This is a genomic window from Acetivibrio mesophilus (assembly GCF_004102745.1).
Lineage (GTDB): Bacteria > Bacillota > Clostridia > Acetivibrionales > Acetivibrionaceae > Hungateiclostridium > Hungateiclostridium mesophilum.
On the sequence record NZ_RLII01000003.1, the window covers coordinates 249,174 to 269,563 of the forward strand.

The following is a 20,390-nucleotide window of genomic DNA, read 5'->3' on the forward strand; positions in this document are numbered from 1 at the left end:
TATATCTAAAACCATATAAAATAATGTTAAAGGAATTGATTTTATGAAATACGTATTAATACTGGGAGACGGAATGGCTGACTATCCCCTTTCCCAACTGGACAATAAAACACCTCTGCAATATGCAAAAAAGCCCAATATCGATTTTCTTGCGCAAAACGCTGAGGTTGGCATGGTAAAGACCATCCCGGAAGGTATTCCCCCGGGAAGTGATGCCGCAAATCTTTCGGTCATGGGTTACAGCCCAAAGATTTATTATACCGGGCGCTCGCCCCTTGAAGCAATAAGCATGGGGATTGACCTTTCGGACACGGATGTAGCCATAAGATGCAACCTGGTCACTCTATCGGAAGATGAAAAATATGACCAAAAAACCATGATTGACTACAGTTCCGATGAAATATCTTCTGAGGAAGCAAAAGAGCTTATTGGCGAGGTAAACAAGCATTTTAAGAGTGACAGCATGTGCTTCTATCCCGGCATAAGCTATCGCCACTGCATGGTGTGGAATAACGGTTCTACGGGATTAAAGCTTACTCCTCCCCATGACATACTGGAAAAGAAAATCACCGACTATCTCCCCTCTGGAGAAAGCACTAAAATACTTTTGGATATGATGATTAAAAGCTATGATATTTTAAAGGATCATCCCGTTAACAAGGCTAGAGTTAGTAGAGGACTTCGTCCTGCCAATTCCATATGGCTCTGGGGAGAAGGCAAAAAGCCGAGCATTCCGAAGTTCTATGATAAGTATAAGCTAAATGGCTCCGTTATTTCTGCCGTTGACCTTATTAAAGGAATAGGTATTCTGGCCGGGCTTAGAAATGTTGAAGTTGAAGGCGCAACCGGAAACATCGATACTAATTTTTGCGGCAAGGCCGAGGCAGCACTAAAAGAGCTTGAATCCGGACAAGACTTCGTGTATCTTCACATAGAAGCACCGGATGAATGCGGTCACAGACATGAAATTGAAAATAAAGTTAAGTCAATTGAATTAATAGATGATCAGGTTGTGGGTACGATTATTAAAGGACTTGAAAAGTATGACGACTACAGGATATTAATTTTACCGGATCACCCTACTCCCCTGTCCTTGAGGACCCATACCTCCGAGCCTGTTCCCTTTCTTTTATATCAAAAGTCAAGGGCAAAAAAATCCGGTGTTACAGGATATGACGAATTGCAAGCCAGCAAAACAGGCATCATGATTAATGAAGGTTACAAACTTATGGATCATTTTATACTGGATTGATCACTGTTAAATATTTCCTTTGAATAATCCTAGAAATCGCTCGGATTTAAAGTTTCCGGGCGATTTCTAGGATCTTGGAATAAAATGAAAGAGGCAAAAGTGAAGAGCCTCGATATCCCGAGCTTTTATTTTATGTCAGAATAATATCTTCAACAAACAGAGTGAGATCTTCTAAAAGGTCAATATCTCCTATTATATCGTTATTATTATCGTTATATGTCCTCACTACAGGCCTTTGGGGGCTTCCCATGTTCTGCCGTATCACAACACCGCACAGTCCATTGCTGAGCTTCACAGTACACCCATCAGGGTAAAACACTATGGTATCGCGAAACAACTGCACAACTTCAGGGTCAAGAATAGTCCCCGCAACAGCCAGAATAACCTCAAATGCTTGATGCGGCATAATGGAAACACCTTTGTTTTGGCTACCATGCAGGACATTATCGTAGTAATCTGCCGCCCTCACAATTCTAGCATAATCGGAAATACCGGTGCCTTTCAGCTTTCTTGGATAGCCGCTTCCATCAAAGTTTTCATGATGCTCATAACATACTTTGGAAGAATTCAAGCTCATGCCTCTGAGCTTGCGCATCATTTCAAAACCCATCTCAACATGTTCCGGCTTCTCTTCCTCACAGTTTTCCCGACCCAAGTCATGTATCAGAGCCCCTGCAACAAGATCGCAAAGCTGGTTGAATGTATATGACAATCGGTTTCCAATATAGGCAGTTATTATCGCCACATTGACACTGTGCTCGACAACATACTCATCAACAACATCCATGGAAAGCATGCTGATGCCCTTGTCTCTGTACTCTCTGACATAATCAACGATTTTTTTTGCAGCATCCTTTATAGTATACTCGTCTATTTCCTCGGAGTTGTGTAAATTTGCATGTGCTTTTTTCAATACCTTAACAACATCATTTCTTGTCGTTATGTCAATTGGTTGAACTGCCTTAACATCTTCAAACCTGACATCATCTATATAGACCCTATTTATTCCCAATTCTTTGAATTTTTCTATATAAGCTTGCTTAAGAACCATGCCAGAGTTTAAGATGATTTTGCCGCTCGCGGTTAATACAGGCCTTGCCAACTCGTCCCCAGGTTTTAATGAATTTACGCCGACAAGTCTCATTGCTTACCTCCATGTACGAAAATTATTAAAGGCCAGGACCTCCTATCCATGGCTTTCCGTTCATATTCTTCTTTATCTATATTTTGATAACACAAGGTGGTATATGAATTTTGAATTCTTTATAAAATACAGTTTGCAAATAATATATTCGACAAAAAAGTTTTTTTTCCTGTCACATGAAAAGCAAAAATTCTTTTTGGCAAATCTCCATAAAATAGAATTTTATATCAAAAACTGTATTCGATTAAAACCGCACCATACAGTTCTATATACCCTTTTTCCATAGAGGAAAGATTCAATTTCCACTTTTCTTCCTCATAATTATCACCCTTATCAAAAACTATTATCCTGTTTATCATTATTTTGACAATCTCATTTGTAATACCATTATTTGCAATGTAATTCTTTAATTCAAAAACCCTGTCGCATAAGTCATGGGATTCTGTTTTTCTTGCCTCCAATTGAGAAATTTCCTGCTTTATAGCAGAGATTCTGTTTTCAATCTGCTGATTCATCCTCAAGAAAAGACTTTCAGATATCTTATTCTCAAGCTTATCTTGATAGAGAATCTCTTGCTGCTTTTGCTTTGTTTCCAGCTGCTTTAAAAGTTTTTTTCGTAATGCTTCATAATCCTCCATCATCTCATTATTTTCAAGCTTTTGCATTATTTTTTTTACTGCTTTCTCATCCTTTAAAAGTCTTGTAATATCCTCTAAAACAACTTCACAAAGATCCTTTTCTCTAATACTGTGGCTTGTGCATGCAGCTCGTCCATCCTTGCCGTAGCTGCTGCAAATATAGCCCATAGGCCGGTTATCTCGCTTTCTTGCAAACATAATGCTTCCACAGGCTCCACAAAATATGCTACTGCGAAATACATGTATAGTCCCCTTGTGAGGACCTGTTCTTACATTTTTATTATTCCTTATCCTTTGTATCTCTTCATATTCCTCCTTTGAAACAATAGGTTCGTGGGTATTCTCAGTTATCACCCATCGATTCTCGGGCAGGCGTCTGGTCTTCTTGCTCTTAAAACTAATCTTTTCACTTACTCCCTGTACAGTATCTCCGGTATAAACCCTGCTTAAAAGTATCCTTCTTATAGCTATGGAATTCCAAAGCCCCTTTGAAGGCGATGCTATCCCCTCACTGTTCAATATACCTGCGATGTAGCTATAGCCATATCCTTCCCTATAAAGACTGTATATTCTCCTTACAATATCCGCTTGCTCCTTGTTTACAATCAGTCGGTTCTTCTCATACGGCGACTTCTCATATCCAAAGGGCGCATGCCCAATATACTCCCCTTTTTGTATCTTAAATCTCAAGTTGGTTCGGATTTTTCTGGAGATATCCAAGATGTAACGCTCGTTAAACCATGTCTCAATTCCTACAATGTCATTATCCTTGAGACTATCGTACCTTCCATCAAAGGTAACCACCCTCACTCCATTCTCCTCCAAGAAATCAAGGAATAAAAGGGTTTTTGCGTTATTCCTCCCTAGTCTGGACAAATCCTTTAGCACCAGAAGATTTATCCTTCCTTCCAACACATCACGTTTTAGCTCTTCAATCCCCTTTCTCTCAAAGCCGGAGCCGGAAACATTATCATCAATATAAATGCCTTTAATCTCACCCAACTCATTTTTCTTTACATAATCAATGAGCAAATCTCTTTGGGTCTCTATGGTCTCATAGTTTTCCTCATTGTCATCCCTGCTCTCCCGAACATAAATACCTGCTTTGTAGACAATAAAGACTTCATCGTTTCGAATAAGCACATCACCCCTGCCTTTCGCTTTTCTATACCAATTCATTATTATAGCTTGAATTATCTACCGATTTTCTGTAGAAACATTTGAATGATTTTAGTCAAAACATCTTCAACCTTTTTCTGACCCTTATATCTTTTTACAATTACCCTTGATTTTGAGTCCCTGTTTTCCATCCTCGGGTACCTCGTTTTGTTGATGCTAACTAATATATATGCGAAAGGAAAATATTATAAAAATTGTCCGGATCATTTTTAATCCGGACAACTTCGTATTCTTAAAACATAGACCGATATCAACCACTGTGATAATTAGCGATAGATTTTGCTTTCGGTAATAACCGCATCCATTAGCATATCATGTTCTTCTTTAGGAATACTTGAAAAAACCTGAATGTCAAAAGCAATTCCTACTTTCAAGCAATCATCCCGCACTTCTCTTAGAAAAACATCATAGTAGCCTGCGCCATATCCAATCCTGCCTCCCTTTACGTCAAAGGCAACCCCCGGCACTACAACTAAATCAATTTCTTTAGGATCAATTTTTCTTGAAAACTGCTTTACCGGTTCTAAAATACCGTAAGTACCAGGCTTGACACTCTCTTCTCTGTCCTTTAACTCGTATGGAAATATTTTCTTCGTGCCATCCTCAGAATCAATAAGAGGCAAAACTACAGTCTTGCCGAGATTTAAGCAGTGATCTATCAAGAACTTAGTCATAACCTCATTTTTAAAATCCATATAAGCCATTATGAAATTGCTATTATTAAACCCCTCAAAGGATATCAGCTTTTCTGTAATCAATTTGCTCTTTCGGATAACTTCTTCCTCCGAAAGTCCTTTTCTAATATTTAGTACTTCCTTTCTAAGCTTCTTCTTATCTTTCATAAACCTCATCCTTTTACTAGCTAAAATCTAAGCTGAAAAAACATAATATCAGAAAAGCAAAAGCGACAATCGATACAACAAAGGCAATAACAGATGAAACCAAAAGGGCTACCCCAAAGGATTTTCTGTCTTTATCCCCTTCTGTATTCATTAACACTATAGCCGCAATCACTCCAAAAAGCTGTCCTATTCCCGGTAAAAGATTGGACAGTGTAACCATGAAAACTTTCATGCCGTTTCCTAAGGGCTGTTTTAAATTGTCGCTATATATGTTATTCACTTCAGCTTTAATAGGCTTAGTAGCAGCTAAGTTACCGGGTCGAATCTCGGGCTTTTTCATGCTACTGCTTTTTTCAGGATTATTATTCTCTATAGGGGCATCCGCCTTGTTAATCAAAGCTTCTCTGTTGGCCAAAGCCTCTCTTAATGCAAAGTCATCGTCATCATAATTTAAATACTGCTCACTAGAGACCGGCTTTCCAGTAAAATCGGTAACAGAGTTACTGTCGTTGATTGATTTCTCAAACCTGTATGCACTATCGGCAGTATCGACTTCACTATCTTCATCTATCGTATCAACTATACCTTGAGAACCAGCATCCAAATAGCTTGCATCCAACTCAAGTAAACTGCCACAGTAAGGACAACGCTTAAAATCGGAAGCAATATTTTCGCCACAGAAATTACACATCTTTCTACTGTTACCAATGTTGTCCATATCTAATCCTCCTTGTAAGTATACTGACATCTAAACTGCCCTAAGTAAATATTCTTCAACACCAATGAAAATCCTTCACACCATATTAAATTTATACTAATCACACCTGGGGCCGGTACTGTTCAATAGATGCATCTTCAAATGTACCCATATCCTTGTATACTGCTACAGCACAATCAAAAATATGAAATGCCAGTGCCGCACCGGTGCCTTCCCCAACCCTCATCTTTAGATTCAACATAGGCTCAAATCCCAATGCTTCCAAAACTTTCTTGCTTCCCGGTTCTGCCGAACCATGGGAAGGAAAAATAAAATTTATAACCTTTGGCTCTATCCTAACCGCTGCCAGCGCAGCTGTTGCAGAAATAAAGCCATCAATCAAGATAGGAATTCTATAGGCGGCAGCACCAATAAAGCAACCTGCCAGACCTGCAATATCAAATCCGCCTACTTTTGAAAGAACATCTATAGGGTCGTTTAAATCAGGCTTGTTCACCTCTATTGCCTTTTTAACGATTGAAATCTTTTTCATAAGGTCTTGATCCGACAGGCCTGCACCTCTTCCTACCATATCCTCTACTTTTGAATTTGTCAGAAGCGTAGAAACTGCACTGCTGGTTGTAGTATTACCGACACCCATTTCCCCTGTACCCAGCAGATTGATCCCTTTCTTGCTTAATTCCTCCACAGTAGAAATCCCAACCTCTATGGCCTTTACAGCTTCTTCTCGGGTCATTGCAGGTCCTCTTGCGATATTCCATGTACCCTTCCTGATCTTGCGCTGTATAAGTCCATCGCAATCAATATCATCATCCACCCCGATATCAACAACTACAATATCCGAACCTGTATGTTTTGTAAAAGCATTTATCCCTGTTATCCCTCTAAAAAAGTTTTTGGTTACTTTAGAGGTTACATCCTTCGGACAAGAACTCACGCCCTCTTCTACAACCCCATTGTCGGAACACATTATAACAACCGCCTTCTTATCGACACATGGGAAAATTTCTCCAGTTATACCCGCAAGCCGTTTTACAATGTCCTCCAATCTTCCCAAACTCCCCAAAGGCTTTGTAAGGCTGTCGAGTCTTTTCTGTGCTTCGTCCATAGGCTCTGCATATAATTCCCCTATAGACTCCAATGTTTTATAAAGCATAATAATGTCTCCTCCTATAAGCTTTAAAGACCACTTGTATTCTACAAGCTTGCAAATAAAATTATATTGTAATATTCCTGATAAAGCAAGCAAGCTGAATATAGGTTAAAAATACGCAAAAAACACCCTAAAATGTCTTTAAGGTGTTTTTTTTTGTGCTCTCTATATGAATCTTATGCTAATGTACTTTTGACGCATCTTCTTTGATATTATCAAGAGGCATCAAGTCTACATGAAGAATCACATCGTTAATTGGCTCTCTCTGAACCTCCTGAATCTTTGTCTTAATTTTCTTTCCATTTAAGTTCACATTCACCAATACATCTCTGCTATTTTTGCCGATAATAGGCCTAATCTCTTCTTCTATTAAGCTTATTGGAATGCTTTCATTTCCCTGATAAAGAACTCCGGGAACCCTGCCTTTCCGTTTGGCCTTTTTCGATGCCGATGTTCCCAGTTTTGTTCTGTTCTCAATATTGAGTTCAAATTCCTCCATAACACCCTCTCCTCTGCTAATATTTTCACTGTTTACCACAACAGCTTTATATTAACAAAGTATTACCAAGAAAATGACCGTTAATGCATTCATTCCATTGAAACTTCTACATTTCTTCGGACTGATATGTATCATTCTCCTTATAGCATAAATATAATAAGGCTTTTATAATATCGTTGCAATTTTCGTATGTTACTGTATGGATGTCACCTCTGTCTACCTGTATTAGAAGTGTCATTTTGTATTTGTCGCTGTTGTCGATTACTGTGCTTATCAAATCAATTGCTTGAAGCGGTTTGTTGTAGACATAAATCCACTGCTCAATGTCATTATCCATTTTCAACTCCTTTTGATAATAGCTTTCCAAAAAGTCTTTGATTTCACCGGTTTTTTTTGACAAAAGATTTACAGTAACATACATTGAGAAACTTCCCCTCGCTTTTTCATTTTTAAATATAAAACAATTGCATAATACAATATTGATTTCAACAGAAGTAACGAAAAACCTTTATGTAATTTTTTCATTATTCACAGCTTAGCTATATCAGTATTTTTAATTATTATTATGAAATAATATAAATAATAGCTTCGCTTAATAAATAAATTGAACTTAAATTTCTATAAATTGAGCATTCTTGAAATATCTTAAATCTATAAAGAATGGAGGAAAAAGCGTTAAACTATGTTTTAATGCTTGATGCTTATGAGAAAAGTACTAGATACTGCCAAAAGCCTCTGGATAGCTCCTATAATCATATCCTTACTCCTTTGCAGTTGCAGCAATAACGAGAAAAACAAGAAAAATACTGAAAATCCAGAGCCAAAGCAACAGCAGTTGGGGGCTGAAACTCAAGGTGATGAAATTCCTGAGCAGCTCGAAAGCTTGGAAAACAGTATTGAAAAAATAATTTTGACTTTGGACGGACCGGCAATAGAGTTGGAAAAAGGCAAACAGCAAGAGAAAAATCGGGAAAATGAAAAAAAGGAAACCGACAAGGAACAAGGCGGGCAAGGCAAAAATCAAGCCGAGGAAAAAGACGGTTCAACTAAAGAGGGCAATGGAGGCAAACAGAACGAAGACAGTAAAGATGAAGGTGATAAGGATAAAGGCGGTGAAAAAGAAGGAAAAGAGAGCGGTGGCAGCAACAAGGAGGGTACAGGCCAAGGAAATGAGCCATCTGCTACCGGCATGGAAGAACAAAAGGAAGATCCCTGGAAAGAAATTGATAAAACTATAAATATCTTACACTACCAGTGGAACAGCTATACACCCTTAGCTGCAAAAAAGAATGCCGGCAGTGATCTTATAGATGGATTTAGCACGGCTCTAAACAGCCTTACAGATACTATAATTAGCAAAAATAAAACCAATACCCTGCTTGCTGCAAGCTACTTATACGCCTATGTACCGGACTTCTATTCTCTTTATAGAACCGAAACCTCGCCGGAAATAAAGAGGGTACGGTATTACACCCGAAATGCAATGCTTAATGCAATGACAGCCAACTGGGAACAGGCAGACAGTGACGTAAAAAACCTCAAAACCATCTGGAATATGTATAAAAATATTATACCTGAAGAGCAAAAGGAACTTTCCAGCCAACTGGACTATTCGATACAAGAATTTGAAAAGGTTTTGTCGGATAAGAATCAATCGCTGTGCGACATAAAAGGAAGGGTAGTTATGTCCAATATTCAAGCCCTTGAAGAATCCATGCAGTAAAAAAAGAGGCTAAACAAGGTCAGGATTTGCAAATTGACATTATAAAAAGCCTATTTGTAAAGCCTGGCCCATCTTTTTTTGTCCGGAACATTGATGTATAATATACTAAATAATAAACTAATCGAAAGGATAGGCACCAATGAAGGTTCTGGGTTTGATTGCGGAATACAATCCTTTTCACAACGGACATCTTTATCATCTTGAGGAGTCAAAAAAAATAAGTGGAGCCGACTTTGTCGTATGTGTTATGAGCGGAAATTTCATTCAGCGCGGAGAGCCGGCAATTGTAAACAAATGGGCAAGGACAAAGATGGCCTTGTCCTCGGGTGTAGATCTTGTAATAGAGCTGCCCATTACCTGTGCCATGGCCAGCGCCGAATATTTTGCTTCCGGGGCCGTTAGAATTCTCAATGACATAGGGATAGTGGACTATATCTGTTTTGGAAGCGAACACGGAGGTGTTGCAGAGCTGGACTTTATAGCCCAAATCCTTGTGGACGAGCCCGAAGCCTATAGAGCCTTTCTAAAGGAGGAACTTGGCAAGGGATTGTCATACCCTGCTGCCCGCGAATCTGCCCTAAATAAATACGCTGTATCTGACGCACTGTCAGACATTAATATTTCAGAAATCATCGGTTCGTCAAACAATATCTTAGGTATAGAATATCTTAAGGCCTTAAAACGCATAAAAAGCAGTATAATGCCCCTTACAATAAAGCGCATTAATAATGATTATAATACAGAGAATATAACAGGTAGCATTTCCAGTGCTTCATCCATAAGAAAATATATTTTTACCGGCAATCTATCCTCTGCAGACGATGTTCTTTCTACAACACTGCCAAAAGCAAGCATCGATGTACTTTTTGAAGAATTTCATGCCGGAAGAGGTCCTATTTTTAAAGAGGATTTTTACCCCGTTATCACTTCCCTTATCCGAAAAATGATGCCGGAACAGATCAAAGACTTTGCCTATGTTTCAGAAGGGCTTGAAAACAGGATAAAAAGTGCTGCCGATGCCGCAGGTACATACGAGGAGCTATTAGAAGGCATATGCACCCGAAGATACACCAAAACCAGAGTACAGAGAATGCTGATGGGCATACTTATGGGAGTGACCTCAAAGGATATAAACATTCTAAGCCGCTTTGACAGTCCTCAATATGCCAGGATTTTAGGCTTTAACCGGAAAGGAAAACAGCTTCTGTCTCAAATAAAGAAAAAGTCTTCCATACCTCTGGTGCTAAAAACCTCAGATTTCATAAAATCCTGCAATCCGGTCCTTAAAAGGAAGCTCGAATTAGAGTCGCTCTCCACTGACCTTTACGTAATGTGCTATAAGGATTCTACCTTTAGAAAAGCCGGTCAGGAGTTTACTCAAAATATAATTATTATGTAGAAAAGCTAAATAAAGAAGCCCGACATGTATTATACCTCTTCATGCCAGGCTCTTTTTATGACTCATCGTTTTAATTAGCAAAATTAATATAATATTATTATACTTCCATAATAATAGGCAGAATCATCGGTCTTCTCTTGGTTCTCTCATAGAGATAATCCCTCAGAGCATCCCTTATAATACTCTTCTTCGTAGACCAATCATTCTTTTTCTTATCCTCGCACTTTTGAAGAGCAGCCTTACATACCTCTCTTATCTGCTCCATAAGGTCCTCCGACTCCCTCACATATACAAAACCTCTGGAAATGACATCGGGACCTGCGACCACATTGCCGGTATCGCCCTCTATGGTAATAACTATAACTATAAGACCATCCTGTGACAGATGCTTTCTATCCCGCAAAACTATGTTTCCAACATCTCCCACTCCAAGGCCGTCAACCAGCACTCTTCCGGAGTTTACGCTACCGTTTACCTTTGCGGAATCATTGGTAAGCTCCAGAACCTTTCCAATGTCCATAATAAAGATGTTTTCCGGCGACATTCCCAGCTCAACAGCAAGATTTGCATGGCGCTTTAAATGCCTATACTCTCCATGCACCGGGAAAAAGAACTTCGGCTTTATCAGTCTGTGGATAAGCTTTAACTCTTCCTGACTTGCATGACCTGAAACATGAATATCTGCCAAGGATTCGTATATAACTTCTGCCCCCTTCTTAAAGAGGTCATTGACCACCCTTGAGACAAGCTTCTCATTTCCGGGTATAGGATTGGCCGAAATAATCACAAGGTCACCGGGTATGATTTCAACCTTCTTGTGATCGCCGGAAGCCATTCTTGTCAAGGCAGACATCGGCTCTCCCTGGCTCCCCGTAGTGATTATGACCAGCTTATCAGAAGGATATTTGTTTACATGGTCTATATCAATCATTACCCCTTCGGGCACATTCATATATCCCAGCTCCATAGCGACATTTACCACATTCACCATGCTTCTTCCGCATATGGCAATTTTTCTTCCGAATTTAACGGCGGCATTCACAATCTGCTGAATTCGATGAACATTGGATGCAAAGGTTGCAACAAGTATCCTGTTCTTTGCATTCATGAAAATCTCATCAAAGGTTTCCCCAACGGTTTTCTCCGACATCGTATACCCTTGTCTTTCAACGTTGGTACTGTCGCACATAAGGAGCAATACGCCCTTCTTTCCAAGCTCGGCCAGCCTTGCCAGATCGATCGGATCGCCCTCAATAGGCGTGTAATCAATCTTAAAATCGCCAGTATGGAAAACTGTACCTACAGGGGTAAAAATAGCCAAAGCTGTTGAGTCTGCTATACTATGAGTTGAACGGATAAACTCAACCTTGAAACAACCCAGCTCTATCACATCAGAATGTTGAACAACATTAAGATCTACACTGCTCAAAAGTCCATGTTCCCCAAGCTTCTGCTCCAGAAGTCCCAAAGTAAGCTTTGTACCATATACCGGAACATTCAAATCCTTTAGAACATAGGGTAAAGCACCAATATGGTCCTCATGTCCGTGAGTAAGAACAATACCTCTTACCTTTTCCCTGTTCTTAGTCAAATATGATATATCCGGTATAACAAGATCAATTCCCAGCATATCATCTTCCGGGAAAGCAATACCGCAGTCAACTACAAATATATCATCTCCATATTCGAAAACAGTAATGTTTTTCCCAATTTCCCCCAGTCCACCAAGGGGTATAATCTTTAGTTTTTTCTTCTTTTTTGCCACAATTTAACCTCCGCTTTCTTTGTATTCTATTATATTAAAATAACAACCAGACAATAGACTCAAAAAATCCGTTCTCATGCTTTAGCATATTTCTAAAAAGACAAGTGCTTTATAGAGCGCTTGATTATTATTATTTCGCCCCAAAAGCCATATGATAGAAAATATAGCTTTTTAGCAAGTTTGCAATTTGAGCCATTGATAGCTTGTATTTAAATCATATTCATATTTAAATCCTATAGTCCGTTCCAGACAAACAAAATAATTCAAGAAGAAAAGACTCCTTGAAACCCCTGTTTGTCCCTACTTTATATATTCTTTACACTATATTTAAAACATATCGTATATATTTCATCCTTTAACCAAACCTTTATTATTATAGCATATTTCTAATTAATATAAACAATAATTTACTTAAAAAGAACTAAAACTTTCTAATTAAAATTGCTGCAAGCACCGACAAATATATATGAAAAGAACCGGCAGATGACATGCCAGCTCCTTTAATTATAACAACCTAAGTTTACAATATCAGTTGAGCCTCCCCATTTCTTCCCTCATTATTGGAGTGCCCCATTCTACATGCTTACTTTCATCCAAAATAGTTTTATATACACTTAGCGTCTTCTCTGTGACCTTATCCCAATTATAAATTGAGTTGACCTTTTCCAATGCTTTTTTCTTCATCCTCTCCGCTTTATCCGGATTATGAAGTATTTCCAAAATGCTGTCTGCAAGGGAATTTGCATTTCCCGTATAGGACTTCATACCGTCAACACCATGCTCTACAATCTCTCCAAGACCTCCAGTGTCGGAAACAACAACCGGAACATTTGCAACCATGCCTTCTAAGGCTACAATTCCAAAGGGCTCATAAAGGCTTGGGAAAACTGCAATATCAACACACTTATACAGCTTTAAGAGATCCTCATCGCTTATGTATCCGGTGAAGTACACCTTGTGCGCTACCCCCATACTATTAGCCTTCCATTTCAAATGGTCAAGTTGCGGACCTTTTCCTGCAATCACGAACTTAACATTGTTATAATACTGGGATACTTTCGGGAGTGCATCTATCAGTACATGTACACCCTTTTCGTTTACCAGCCTTCCCACAAAGAATACAATTTTCTCGTCATCGTTTGCAAACCGCCTGCGAAAATCCATATCCTTCTCGTAGCCCCTGAACTTTTCGAGATTAACCCCATTGGGAATCACGTTTATTTTGTCATTGGGAATCTTAAATATGGACATAACTTCATTCTTCATATAATCGCTATTGACAATCAGCCTCCAAGACTCAAAAGCCAGCCACCATTCCACATTATTTATATATCGTTGGGTGTCATTATGTATGCCCCAGTTCCTGCCGTGTTCTGTGGCATGTATTGTTGCAACAAGAGGTATTGTATAGGAATGCTTCAAAACTCTTGCAGCAAAAGCAACCAACCAGTCATGTGCATGTATAATATCAAACTTTCCCGTTTGATTTATAAGCTTGGTAGCATGCTCCACAATAGCGAAATTCAAATGAAGAACCCAGTCAACAAAATTGTTCGGGGTTACATCATAAGAATGAAGCCTGTGTACACTGACATTTCCATCCCTTTCAAAATCTCGAGTTCCCATATCCCAACATGTTATAACATGAACGTCACAGCCCTGCGCTCCAAGCTTCTGCGCCAAGCCATGAACAACTCTGGAAATCCCTCCGACAATTCTAGGGGGATACTCCCATGAAAGCATTAGAATCCGCATATAACTCTCCTCCATCGGAAATTCTGCAATTGTTGCTGTGTTGTATTTATATCTAGTATACGCAATATAATCTTTTTTATAGAGAAAGATTTCAACTTAATCAAAAAAATATTTGGTAAATTCAACTACCGTATTTTAACATGCAGAAATTAAAATTATTATATACAAGTCTATTATTATTCGTCAAGCCAATTAAAATTCCTGCTTTTTTCCTAATACCTCACATTCTTTTTGCACCTTCATATGCAAGTTCCGAACGTTCACATTCCTCGTCGTACAAAGAAACCTGGAAGCATAGACTACTTCCCTTCATCCTTTCAGAGGCGTAGCATAATCCATTTGTCCTGATATCAAGGAAAGGATGATCTATTTGCTCCGGGTCTCCGATAAGTATTATCTTGGTGCCTTTGCCCGCTCTTGTTATAATGCCCTTAACTTGCTTTGGGGTAAGGTTTTGAGCTTCATCTATTATTACCCACTGCTTTACTATGGATCTTCCTCTTATAAAGGCAATAGCTTCAGCATTAATAATTTTTCTGTCAAATAATTCGTCAATCTTGTCTCTAAGCTCTTTTTCACTGGAATATCTCTCATTATCATCGTTGTCAATCAGCACCTCCAAATTGTCTATAACAGGTCTTAAAAATGGGGCTATTTTATCCTGCTCTGTTCCGGGAAGAAATCCAATATCCTCATCCAGTCTCACATTTGGCCTGCACACAAGAATCTTCCTGTATAGCTTGCTTGGGTCATCCAGTAATTTATGCAGCCCCACCGCAAGGGAATAGAAGGTTTTTGCCGTCCCTGCCGGCCCTTTGATTATCACAAGAGGAGCTCTGTCCGCATCCATCATCAAGGCCTCCTGCATAAATTTCTGCCCTGAATTTCTGGGAGTAACCCCAAAAGGATGTTCATTCAAAAACTTCAGAGGTACTATGTTTTTGCCGTCAAATCGTCCGAGAGCCGTCTGTTTCTTATTTACAGAAGAGTGTATTAAAAGAAATTGATTTACAACCAGGTCAGGATACACCTTTTTGCTGTAATCGGTGTTAAACAAAAAAATGTCCCCCGGATTTAAAAACCCCTTACTGTAGAATTCATTCAATTTATCCTCTGTGGTATATACATCCATCCTTCCTTTATATTGATCTTCATAGACAGGAACTTGTTCTGCAAAGAAGTCCTGGGCTACAACCCCTAAAATATCAGCCTTGATTCTCTCGAAAATATCCTTTGTAACCAAAAAGACATTTTCACCCTTTTCGACCAGTCCCTTGCAAACTTTAAGTATTCTGTTGTCGTTATTTGAATTATCCCAGCTTTCCGGAAGCTCAACACTGTTGCAGTTTAATTCAACCCTTAACAGCCCTCCATTTTCAAGCTTTACACCTTCATTTAACTTTCCCTTTGCTCTTAAGTCGTCCAGAATTCTTGCCGCATGCCGCGCATTGGCACCTAATTCGGTATTGTCCTTCTTAAACTTATCCAGTTCCTCCAGTACAACTTCAGGTATTACAACATCATTATCCCCGAAATAGTACAAAGCAAATGGAGTCTGCAGCAATACGTTTGTGTCAAGAACGAAGGTTTTTTTCAATATTAATCGCTCCCATTCATTTTGGATTTTTGTATTCGCCTACCGCCTAGTTATATGAATTATACATAATAAATATCGGCAAAATAAGCCTATAATAAAATATGTCGGGCGATATGTATGTAATAACCACAGTTCATATTATTTTGCCTTAATATTAATATGCCAGGGAAAAAATAAATGTTGTTGATTAATCAGGATATTATTTGTGCTTTTTATCGATTTTTAAACACAAACCCAAAAAATCGCAAACAACTGCTGGAATTGATAGGTAATTAGTCCTTGACGCGAGAAGAAAACAAAAGTAAAATTAAAGTATAATTAAAGTATTCGTCATTGAAAGACGATTCTCTTTTTTTAAACCCGGATAAAAATTAAAGCTTTTTTAACATTGAAGGGTTCTGAAGTAGAACCCTTTTCTATCTTTTCAATGAAAAAAGCTCGGGACATCAAGTTCCTTCGCTTTTGACTCTTTCATTTCACTCCAAGAGGCTAAATAAAAATCACTGTATATCAGTAAAGGAGAATCACTGCCATCATTACAAGGGGTTCATCTCCAACAGCTTCTACGGAATGAGAGGCACCGTTGCCCGTAATTACCGCATCACCGGGTCCTACTTCGGTAATAGCTCCATTATCATTTACCGAACCCTTTCCACTTATTATATAGAATATCTCCTCCTCGCCAACATGCTCATGCAGACCTATTGATGACCCTGGATTCAAAGTAATTCTGGCGCAAAGTCTGGCCTTTCCCATAAGCTCTTCCTGTTTGAAAACATGCAAAAGCTCAACCGAGCCCTTTCCACCCCTCATCTGCTCCTTTATTTCCTTAACCATGTCCTTTTCTCTTTTAATCATTTAATCACCTCTTATAAAATATTTGATATAGATAAACTTTCTATATTTTCAATATATATTATTTTATTATATCGTAATAAACATTACAATAAGATTATCTTCGCCACCTTGTAATACACTTCACATCTTCATGCTTTTTTCCTCTTTAATTACTTATACCGGTTGAATAATACCATTTCATGGAGTAAAATAAATAAGAACTGTGTGCAAAGGTGGTGATTAGCATAATGAATATATCCCCAGCAATTGTAAATATTCTGGTGTTTGATGAAATTACAAAGCTTCACGGGCGTGACCTATTATTCAACCCTTTTTTTAAAGCACCGCCCATTACTCTGTCGTTTGTAACCTATACAATGGTCTCAAACGTTCCAAACGGTATAAACAACTTTAAGTTCCGAATTATGGATCCGACGAACGAAATAATGCATGAGACAAAAATAAATGCAGTGGATGTAAAGGATAATGCCTTTTCCAATGTCCTTATTTGGAATAATGTACACTTTAAAATGCTTGGAGAGCACACTATTACATTCTATCTAGCTACCGAAACAGGGTTTGAGCCTATGGGAAGCACCGTTATAATTATTGACAATCTTCCTAAAAATCCGTAAGATAACCGCAGAAGAATACTTTTTTCATCAATCACAGGGCCATCGAGCCCTTCTATTTTTTTGTGCAACCATTAGGAATCTTCAAAGGTGAAAACTTAATAAGCTTTTTTGAGAATAAAAAAACGCCTAATGTATAAAACATAGACGTCTTTTGTATACAATTGGCTGCGGGAGAAGGATTCGAACCCTCACAAAATGATCCAGAGTCATTCGTGCTACCATTACACAATCCCGCAATGCTTTTGCAAAAAGTATTATAACACAGATGTTTTTTAAATGCAACGATATTTTTTGCAAAAATCTAAAAAAAAACGAAGGAATATTTTGGAAAAAACGAAATTAAGGGGAGCAACCCGCATCAAACGGCCGCCCCCCATATTTATCTCAACCCAAACATCAGTTTTACTTGTTGTAAATTTTGTATATGATTGCTGCAAGTTCGGCTCTTGAAGCGTTTCCTCTTGGATTTATAACGTCGCCGCTTCCCACAACAATACCTTCTTTAACCAAGGTTGCAACACCCTCAACTGCATATGAAGCTATCTGTGTCTTATCGGAAAATCTGTCAACGTCGGCACTAGTACCTGGGCTTGATATTTTTCCCGCTATCTTAAGGGCATTTGTTGTGAGTACCATCATATCCTGCCTTGTAATTTTGGCTTTCGGATTGAACTTGTTGTCACCAACTCCTGTTGTAATTCCCAGCTCTTTTGCTATTCCCACGTATTCATAATAGTAATCCTTTTCTGATATGTCAGCAAAATTAGAGGTTACATCGGCTGTTAATCCCAGTGCCTTCACAAGAAGTATCATGAAATCTGCCCTTGTTATATCTGCCTGAGGTGTAAAGGTTGTATCCGATGTACCGTTAATTACGCCTTTGGATGCCAAGACCTCTATCTGCTTTTTAGCCCATGCATATGAACCAATATCTGTAAAGGTCTTATGAACATATGAAACAGCATATAAGCTAAAATGATTTGTCTCAAATGTAACCATTCCCAAAGAAGCATCATATCTTCCACTAGGTACGGAAACGGCATTACCGGCATCATTAATATAGAATACAACAATATGCTCCGGATTTTCCAGCTCTTTTGCATCAGGCTTATATGGTATTGATACCTTCACCTTTGCGCTAGGATTGCTCCATTCAACCTTCTTGCCGTCTACAACTATGCTTATATCAATCACAGGTCTGTTGCCTATCTTTTCTTTCAGTTCTGCACTCAGTTCCCCGACTTTTACTTCTTTAATAATAAATTCAACAACGGAATCATCCTTTATAAGTTTGGATATATTCGGGTTGTTAAGCATGTTGGCTGGAATCTCTATAGTTCCTAGTTCTGTAGACACTTTCAATTTATATTCGTCGCTATTTTTCAGAAGGAATTTGCCCGGAAGCTCCTGTATATAAGTATCGGCATCTTCAACCTTCTTAAGATTCAGTTCAACCGTCTTTGTATCTTTCGATTTTTCTGCCTCTTCTATGGCTTTGCTTAACCCCTCCGTATCTATTACAGCCTTTGCTGCTCCTGTTGCCTTATCTATCTCGGGCTCAAATTCTACTTTCACAGATCCCCCTGTTAGCGCAGGTGTCTCAGTTGGCTTAATTGTCGGTGAAGTTGTGACTACCGGTGAAGCTGTCACTGCCAGTATATTCGATGGAGCTACTGTAGGAATACTGGATTCCACAGGTGCTGAAGATGTGTCAGGTGTTGGAGTCTCTGTTTTAGGGGTTTCAGACGGTGCAGGTTCAGCATCCGAATTCAGTTCATCCGGCTGTATTACCTCATATCCAGTAATTGTATCTCCGTTCCAGTCAAAAAGATATGTCCCTAAAATAGAATCAGGCATACTCGCCACACTCTGGAATTTAACAACAGTGTTCTTTTTTTCGAGCACCTTAAATCCAATTTTCGCAATTACACCGCTCTCCTCTGCGTTTCCTGCTTCTCTGTATTCCTTAAGATATGAATATCCAACTCCAAAGTTTAGCCTTCCTTTATCCAAGTGATTTACGGCCACCTGTATAGGCCCATAATTTTTATTTTTAAGTAAAGTACCTCCTGAAGGAAAAGTTGAGGAATCATATTCTTCTCCTGTTTCAGGATCTACAGGGCTTAATGCTCTTTCATCATATAAGATATTCACTTGAAATCCCGCAAGATTTTTGATGTTATTTATCCTTACAGTACCAATTAGTATATCTCCTACCTCTCCTGTATTACGGTCAAATTTAAGCTCGATGCTCGGTACTGTTTCCGCCTGCGCAACTCCTGCTGGCAAGCATACAACAGCAATAAAAACCACCAACAATAATGATATCAGTCTTTTGTTCTCCATTGCTAATTAGCCTCCTCAATTAAAATTCGGTATTTGGTATTGCCATACTCTTCCTTTATTCTACTTTTATTCGAACCCCCTCATCCTTTACTCTATGTAACTTACGAAAAATACTGCGAAAAAAGCAAAATTTCAGCGTATGGATTAATATTTAGAGAAAAAGTTCATATTGAGTATGAAGAATTTTGTAAAATGCTATATGCTTGAACGCTAAAATTGTCAGAAGTATAAATAAATTATAGCATTTCTATAATTCAATGTAAATCACAAAAGGTTCTTATAGCACGGCTAAGCACGAATATTATCCCTGCTAATACTCTCACAGGAAAGTTTTTTATGCAATTTCAGCATTTTAATTTCAATAGTTTTATCATTTTAGTGAATGTATTCCTGAATTACTACAATATAAGACTGGAAACATTTATAGTTGACCTCAGGCTTTTGTCGAGAATGTTGAAAATTTTGTGTATAAGAGAATGAAAAGACTCCTTCTTGGCAAGAATTACAAAATAATATCCAAGGAGGAGATTTTTTATGTCAACATTATCAAAAGAGCAAGTGAAAGAAATAATTAAGGGCAATAATTTCCAAAGTGTTGCCGATGTAAGTGCATACCTAAGAGATATCTTTAAGGACATTATTCAAGAACTTCTTGAAGCAGAACTTGAAGCTAAATTGGGGTATGGAAAAGATGATGTAGAAAACAAAAATACAGATAATAGCCGAAACGGATATTCACCAAAGACCATAAAAAGTGAATTTGGAGAAGTTGAAATCCAAGTACCAAGGGATCGCAAAGGAGAGTTTAAACCCCAAATTATACCTAAGTATCAGAGGAATGTTTCCGGAATTGAAGAAAAAGTTATTGCTCTGTATGCCAGAGGAATGTCCACCCGGGATATTAGTGA

At 38.5% G+C, this 20,390-nt stretch carries 17 protein-coding genes and 1 tRNA gene; 5 read left to right on the forward strand and 13 right to left on the reverse strand.

Features of this window, described 5'->3' with window-relative positions; genetic code table 11:
- The first annotated feature begins 43 nt into the window (after positions 1 to 43).
- Positions 44 to 1,252, forward strand: a complete 1,209-nt coding sequence (locus tag EFD62_RS04740) for a cofactor-independent phosphoglycerate mutase (protein WP_069193264.1) — start codon at positions 44 to 46, stop codon at positions 1,250 to 1,252.
- Between the two features lie 130 nt (positions 1,253 to 1,382).
- Here the strand turns inward: EFD62_RS04740 and EFD62_RS04745 are convergent, their stop codons facing one another.
- The 7 genes from EFD62_RS04745 to EFD62_RS04775 all read right to left on the reverse strand — a co-directional run bounded on the left by EFD62_RS04745 (position 1,383) and on the right by EFD62_RS04775 (position 7,846).
- Positions 1,383 to 2,396 (reverse strand): HD-GYP domain-containing protein, encoded by a 1,014-nt coding sequence (locus EFD62_RS04745; protein ID WP_069193263.1) that lies wholly within the window; start codon positions 2,394 to 2,396, stop codon positions 1,383 to 1,385.
- A gap of 227 nt (positions 2,397 to 2,623) precedes the next feature.
- A complete protein-coding gene (locus EFD62_RS04750) occupies positions 2,624 to 4,177 on the reverse strand; it encodes a recombinase family protein (protein ID WP_235832565.1) in 1,554 nt (517 codons plus the stop codon).
- 302 nt (positions 4,178 to 4,479) lie between these two features.
- Positions 4,480 to 5,055, reverse strand: coding sequence for a 5-formyltetrahydrofolate cyclo-ligase (locus tag EFD62_RS04755; RefSeq protein WP_069193262.1), 576 nt, complete (start codon positions 5,053 to 5,055; stop codon positions 4,480 to 4,482).
- Between the two features lie 16 nt (positions 5,056 to 5,071).
- Positions 5,072 to 5,773 carry a zinc ribbon domain-containing protein gene (locus tag EFD62_RS04760; RefSeq protein WP_069193261.1) on the reverse strand — a complete coding sequence of 234 codons (702 nt, stop codon included), beginning with the start codon at positions 5,771 to 5,773 and terminating at the stop codon, positions 5,072 to 5,074.
- Positions 5,774 to 5,873: 100 nt separating this feature from the next.
- On the reverse strand, positions 5,874 to 6,929 hold the full coding sequence (gene cobT, locus EFD62_RS04765; RefSeq protein WP_128705808.1) for a nicotinate-nucleotide--dimethylbenzimidazole phosphoribosyltransferase: 1,056 nt from the start codon (positions 6,927 to 6,929) through the stop codon (positions 5,874 to 5,876).
- 178 nt (positions 6,930 to 7,107) lie between these two features.
- On the reverse strand, positions 7,108 to 7,425 hold the full coding sequence (locus EFD62_RS04770; RefSeq protein WP_128705809.1) for a 50S ribosomal protein L25: 318 nt from the start codon (positions 7,423 to 7,425) through the stop codon (positions 7,108 to 7,110).
- A gap of 106 nt (positions 7,426 to 7,531) precedes the next feature.
- Complete coding sequence (locus tag EFD62_RS04775; protein ID WP_069193258.1) at positions 7,532 to 7,846, reverse strand: hypothetical protein; 315 nt, start codon at positions 7,844 to 7,846, stop codon at positions 7,532 to 7,534.
- 282 nt (positions 7,847 to 8,128) lie between these two features.
- On the opposite strand from EFD62_RS04775, the gene EFD62_RS04780 reads away from it, so the two are divergent.
- Together EFD62_RS04780 and EFD62_RS04785 are read left to right on the forward strand one after the other, a co-directional pair.
- On the forward strand, positions 8,129 to 9,148 hold the full coding sequence (locus EFD62_RS04780) for a hypothetical protein (protein WP_235832566.1): 1,020 nt from the start codon (positions 8,129 to 8,131) through the stop codon (positions 9,146 to 9,148).
- A gap of 139 nt (positions 9,149 to 9,287) precedes the next feature.
- Positions 9,288 to 10,547: a nucleotidyltransferase gene (locus tag EFD62_RS04785; RefSeq protein ID WP_069193256.1), complete on the forward strand. Its 1,260-nt coding sequence runs from the start codon at positions 9,288 to 9,290 to the stop codon at positions 10,545 to 10,547.
- A 97-nt stretch (positions 10,548 to 10,644) separates the two neighbouring features.
- On the opposite strand, the gene EFD62_RS04790 is transcribed toward EFD62_RS04785, so the two are convergent.
- From EFD62_RS04790 to EFD62_RS04805, 4 genes are all read right to left on the reverse strand, one after another.
- A complete protein-coding gene (locus EFD62_RS04790; protein ID WP_069193255.1) occupies positions 10,645 to 12,312 on the reverse strand; it encodes a ribonuclease J in 1,668 nt (555 codons plus the stop codon).
- Positions 12,313 to 12,840: 528 nt separating this feature from the next.
- Positions 12,841 to 14,067, reverse strand: a complete 1,227-nt coding sequence (locus EFD62_RS04795) for a glycosyltransferase family 4 protein (protein ID WP_069193254.1) — start codon at positions 14,065 to 14,067, stop codon at positions 12,841 to 12,843.
- A 220-nt stretch (positions 14,068 to 14,287) separates the two neighbouring features.
- On the reverse strand, positions 14,288 to 15,664 hold the full coding sequence (locus tag EFD62_RS04800) for a PhoH family protein (RefSeq protein ID WP_128705810.1): 1,377 nt from the start codon (positions 15,662 to 15,664) through the stop codon (positions 14,288 to 14,290).
- 510 nt (positions 15,665 to 16,174) lie between these two features.
- The gene (locus EFD62_RS04805; RefSeq protein WP_069193252.1) at positions 16,175 to 16,522 is read right to left on the reverse strand and encodes a cupin domain-containing protein; all 348 of its coding nucleotides are present in this window, start codon (positions 16,520 to 16,522) and stop codon (positions 16,175 to 16,177) included.
- A 227-nt stretch (positions 16,523 to 16,749) separates the two neighbouring features.
- Between EFD62_RS04805 and EFD62_RS04810 the strand changes: the two genes are divergently transcribed.
- A complete protein-coding gene (locus tag EFD62_RS04810) occupies positions 16,750 to 17,136 on the forward strand; it encodes a hypothetical protein (protein ID WP_235832567.1) in 387 nt (128 codons plus the stop codon).
- 162 nt (positions 17,137 to 17,298) lie between these two features.
- Here the strand turns inward: EFD62_RS04810 and EFD62_RS04815 are convergent.
- Positions 17,299 to 17,372: transfer RNA gene (locus EFD62_RS04815), tRNA-Gln, on the reverse strand.
- 166 nt (positions 17,373 to 17,538) lie between these two features.
- Positions 17,539 to 19,482: an S-layer homology domain-containing protein gene (locus EFD62_RS04820; RefSeq protein WP_128705811.1), complete on the reverse strand. Its 1,944-nt coding sequence runs from the start codon at positions 19,480 to 19,482 to the stop codon at positions 17,539 to 17,541.
- 534 nt (positions 19,483 to 20,016) lie between these two features.
- On the opposite strand from EFD62_RS04820, the gene EFD62_RS04825 reads away from it, so the two are divergent.
- Positions 20,017 to 20,390, forward strand: a 374-nt coding sequence (locus EFD62_RS04825) for a transposase (protein WP_194087085.1), incomplete at its 3' end; no start/stop codon positions are given.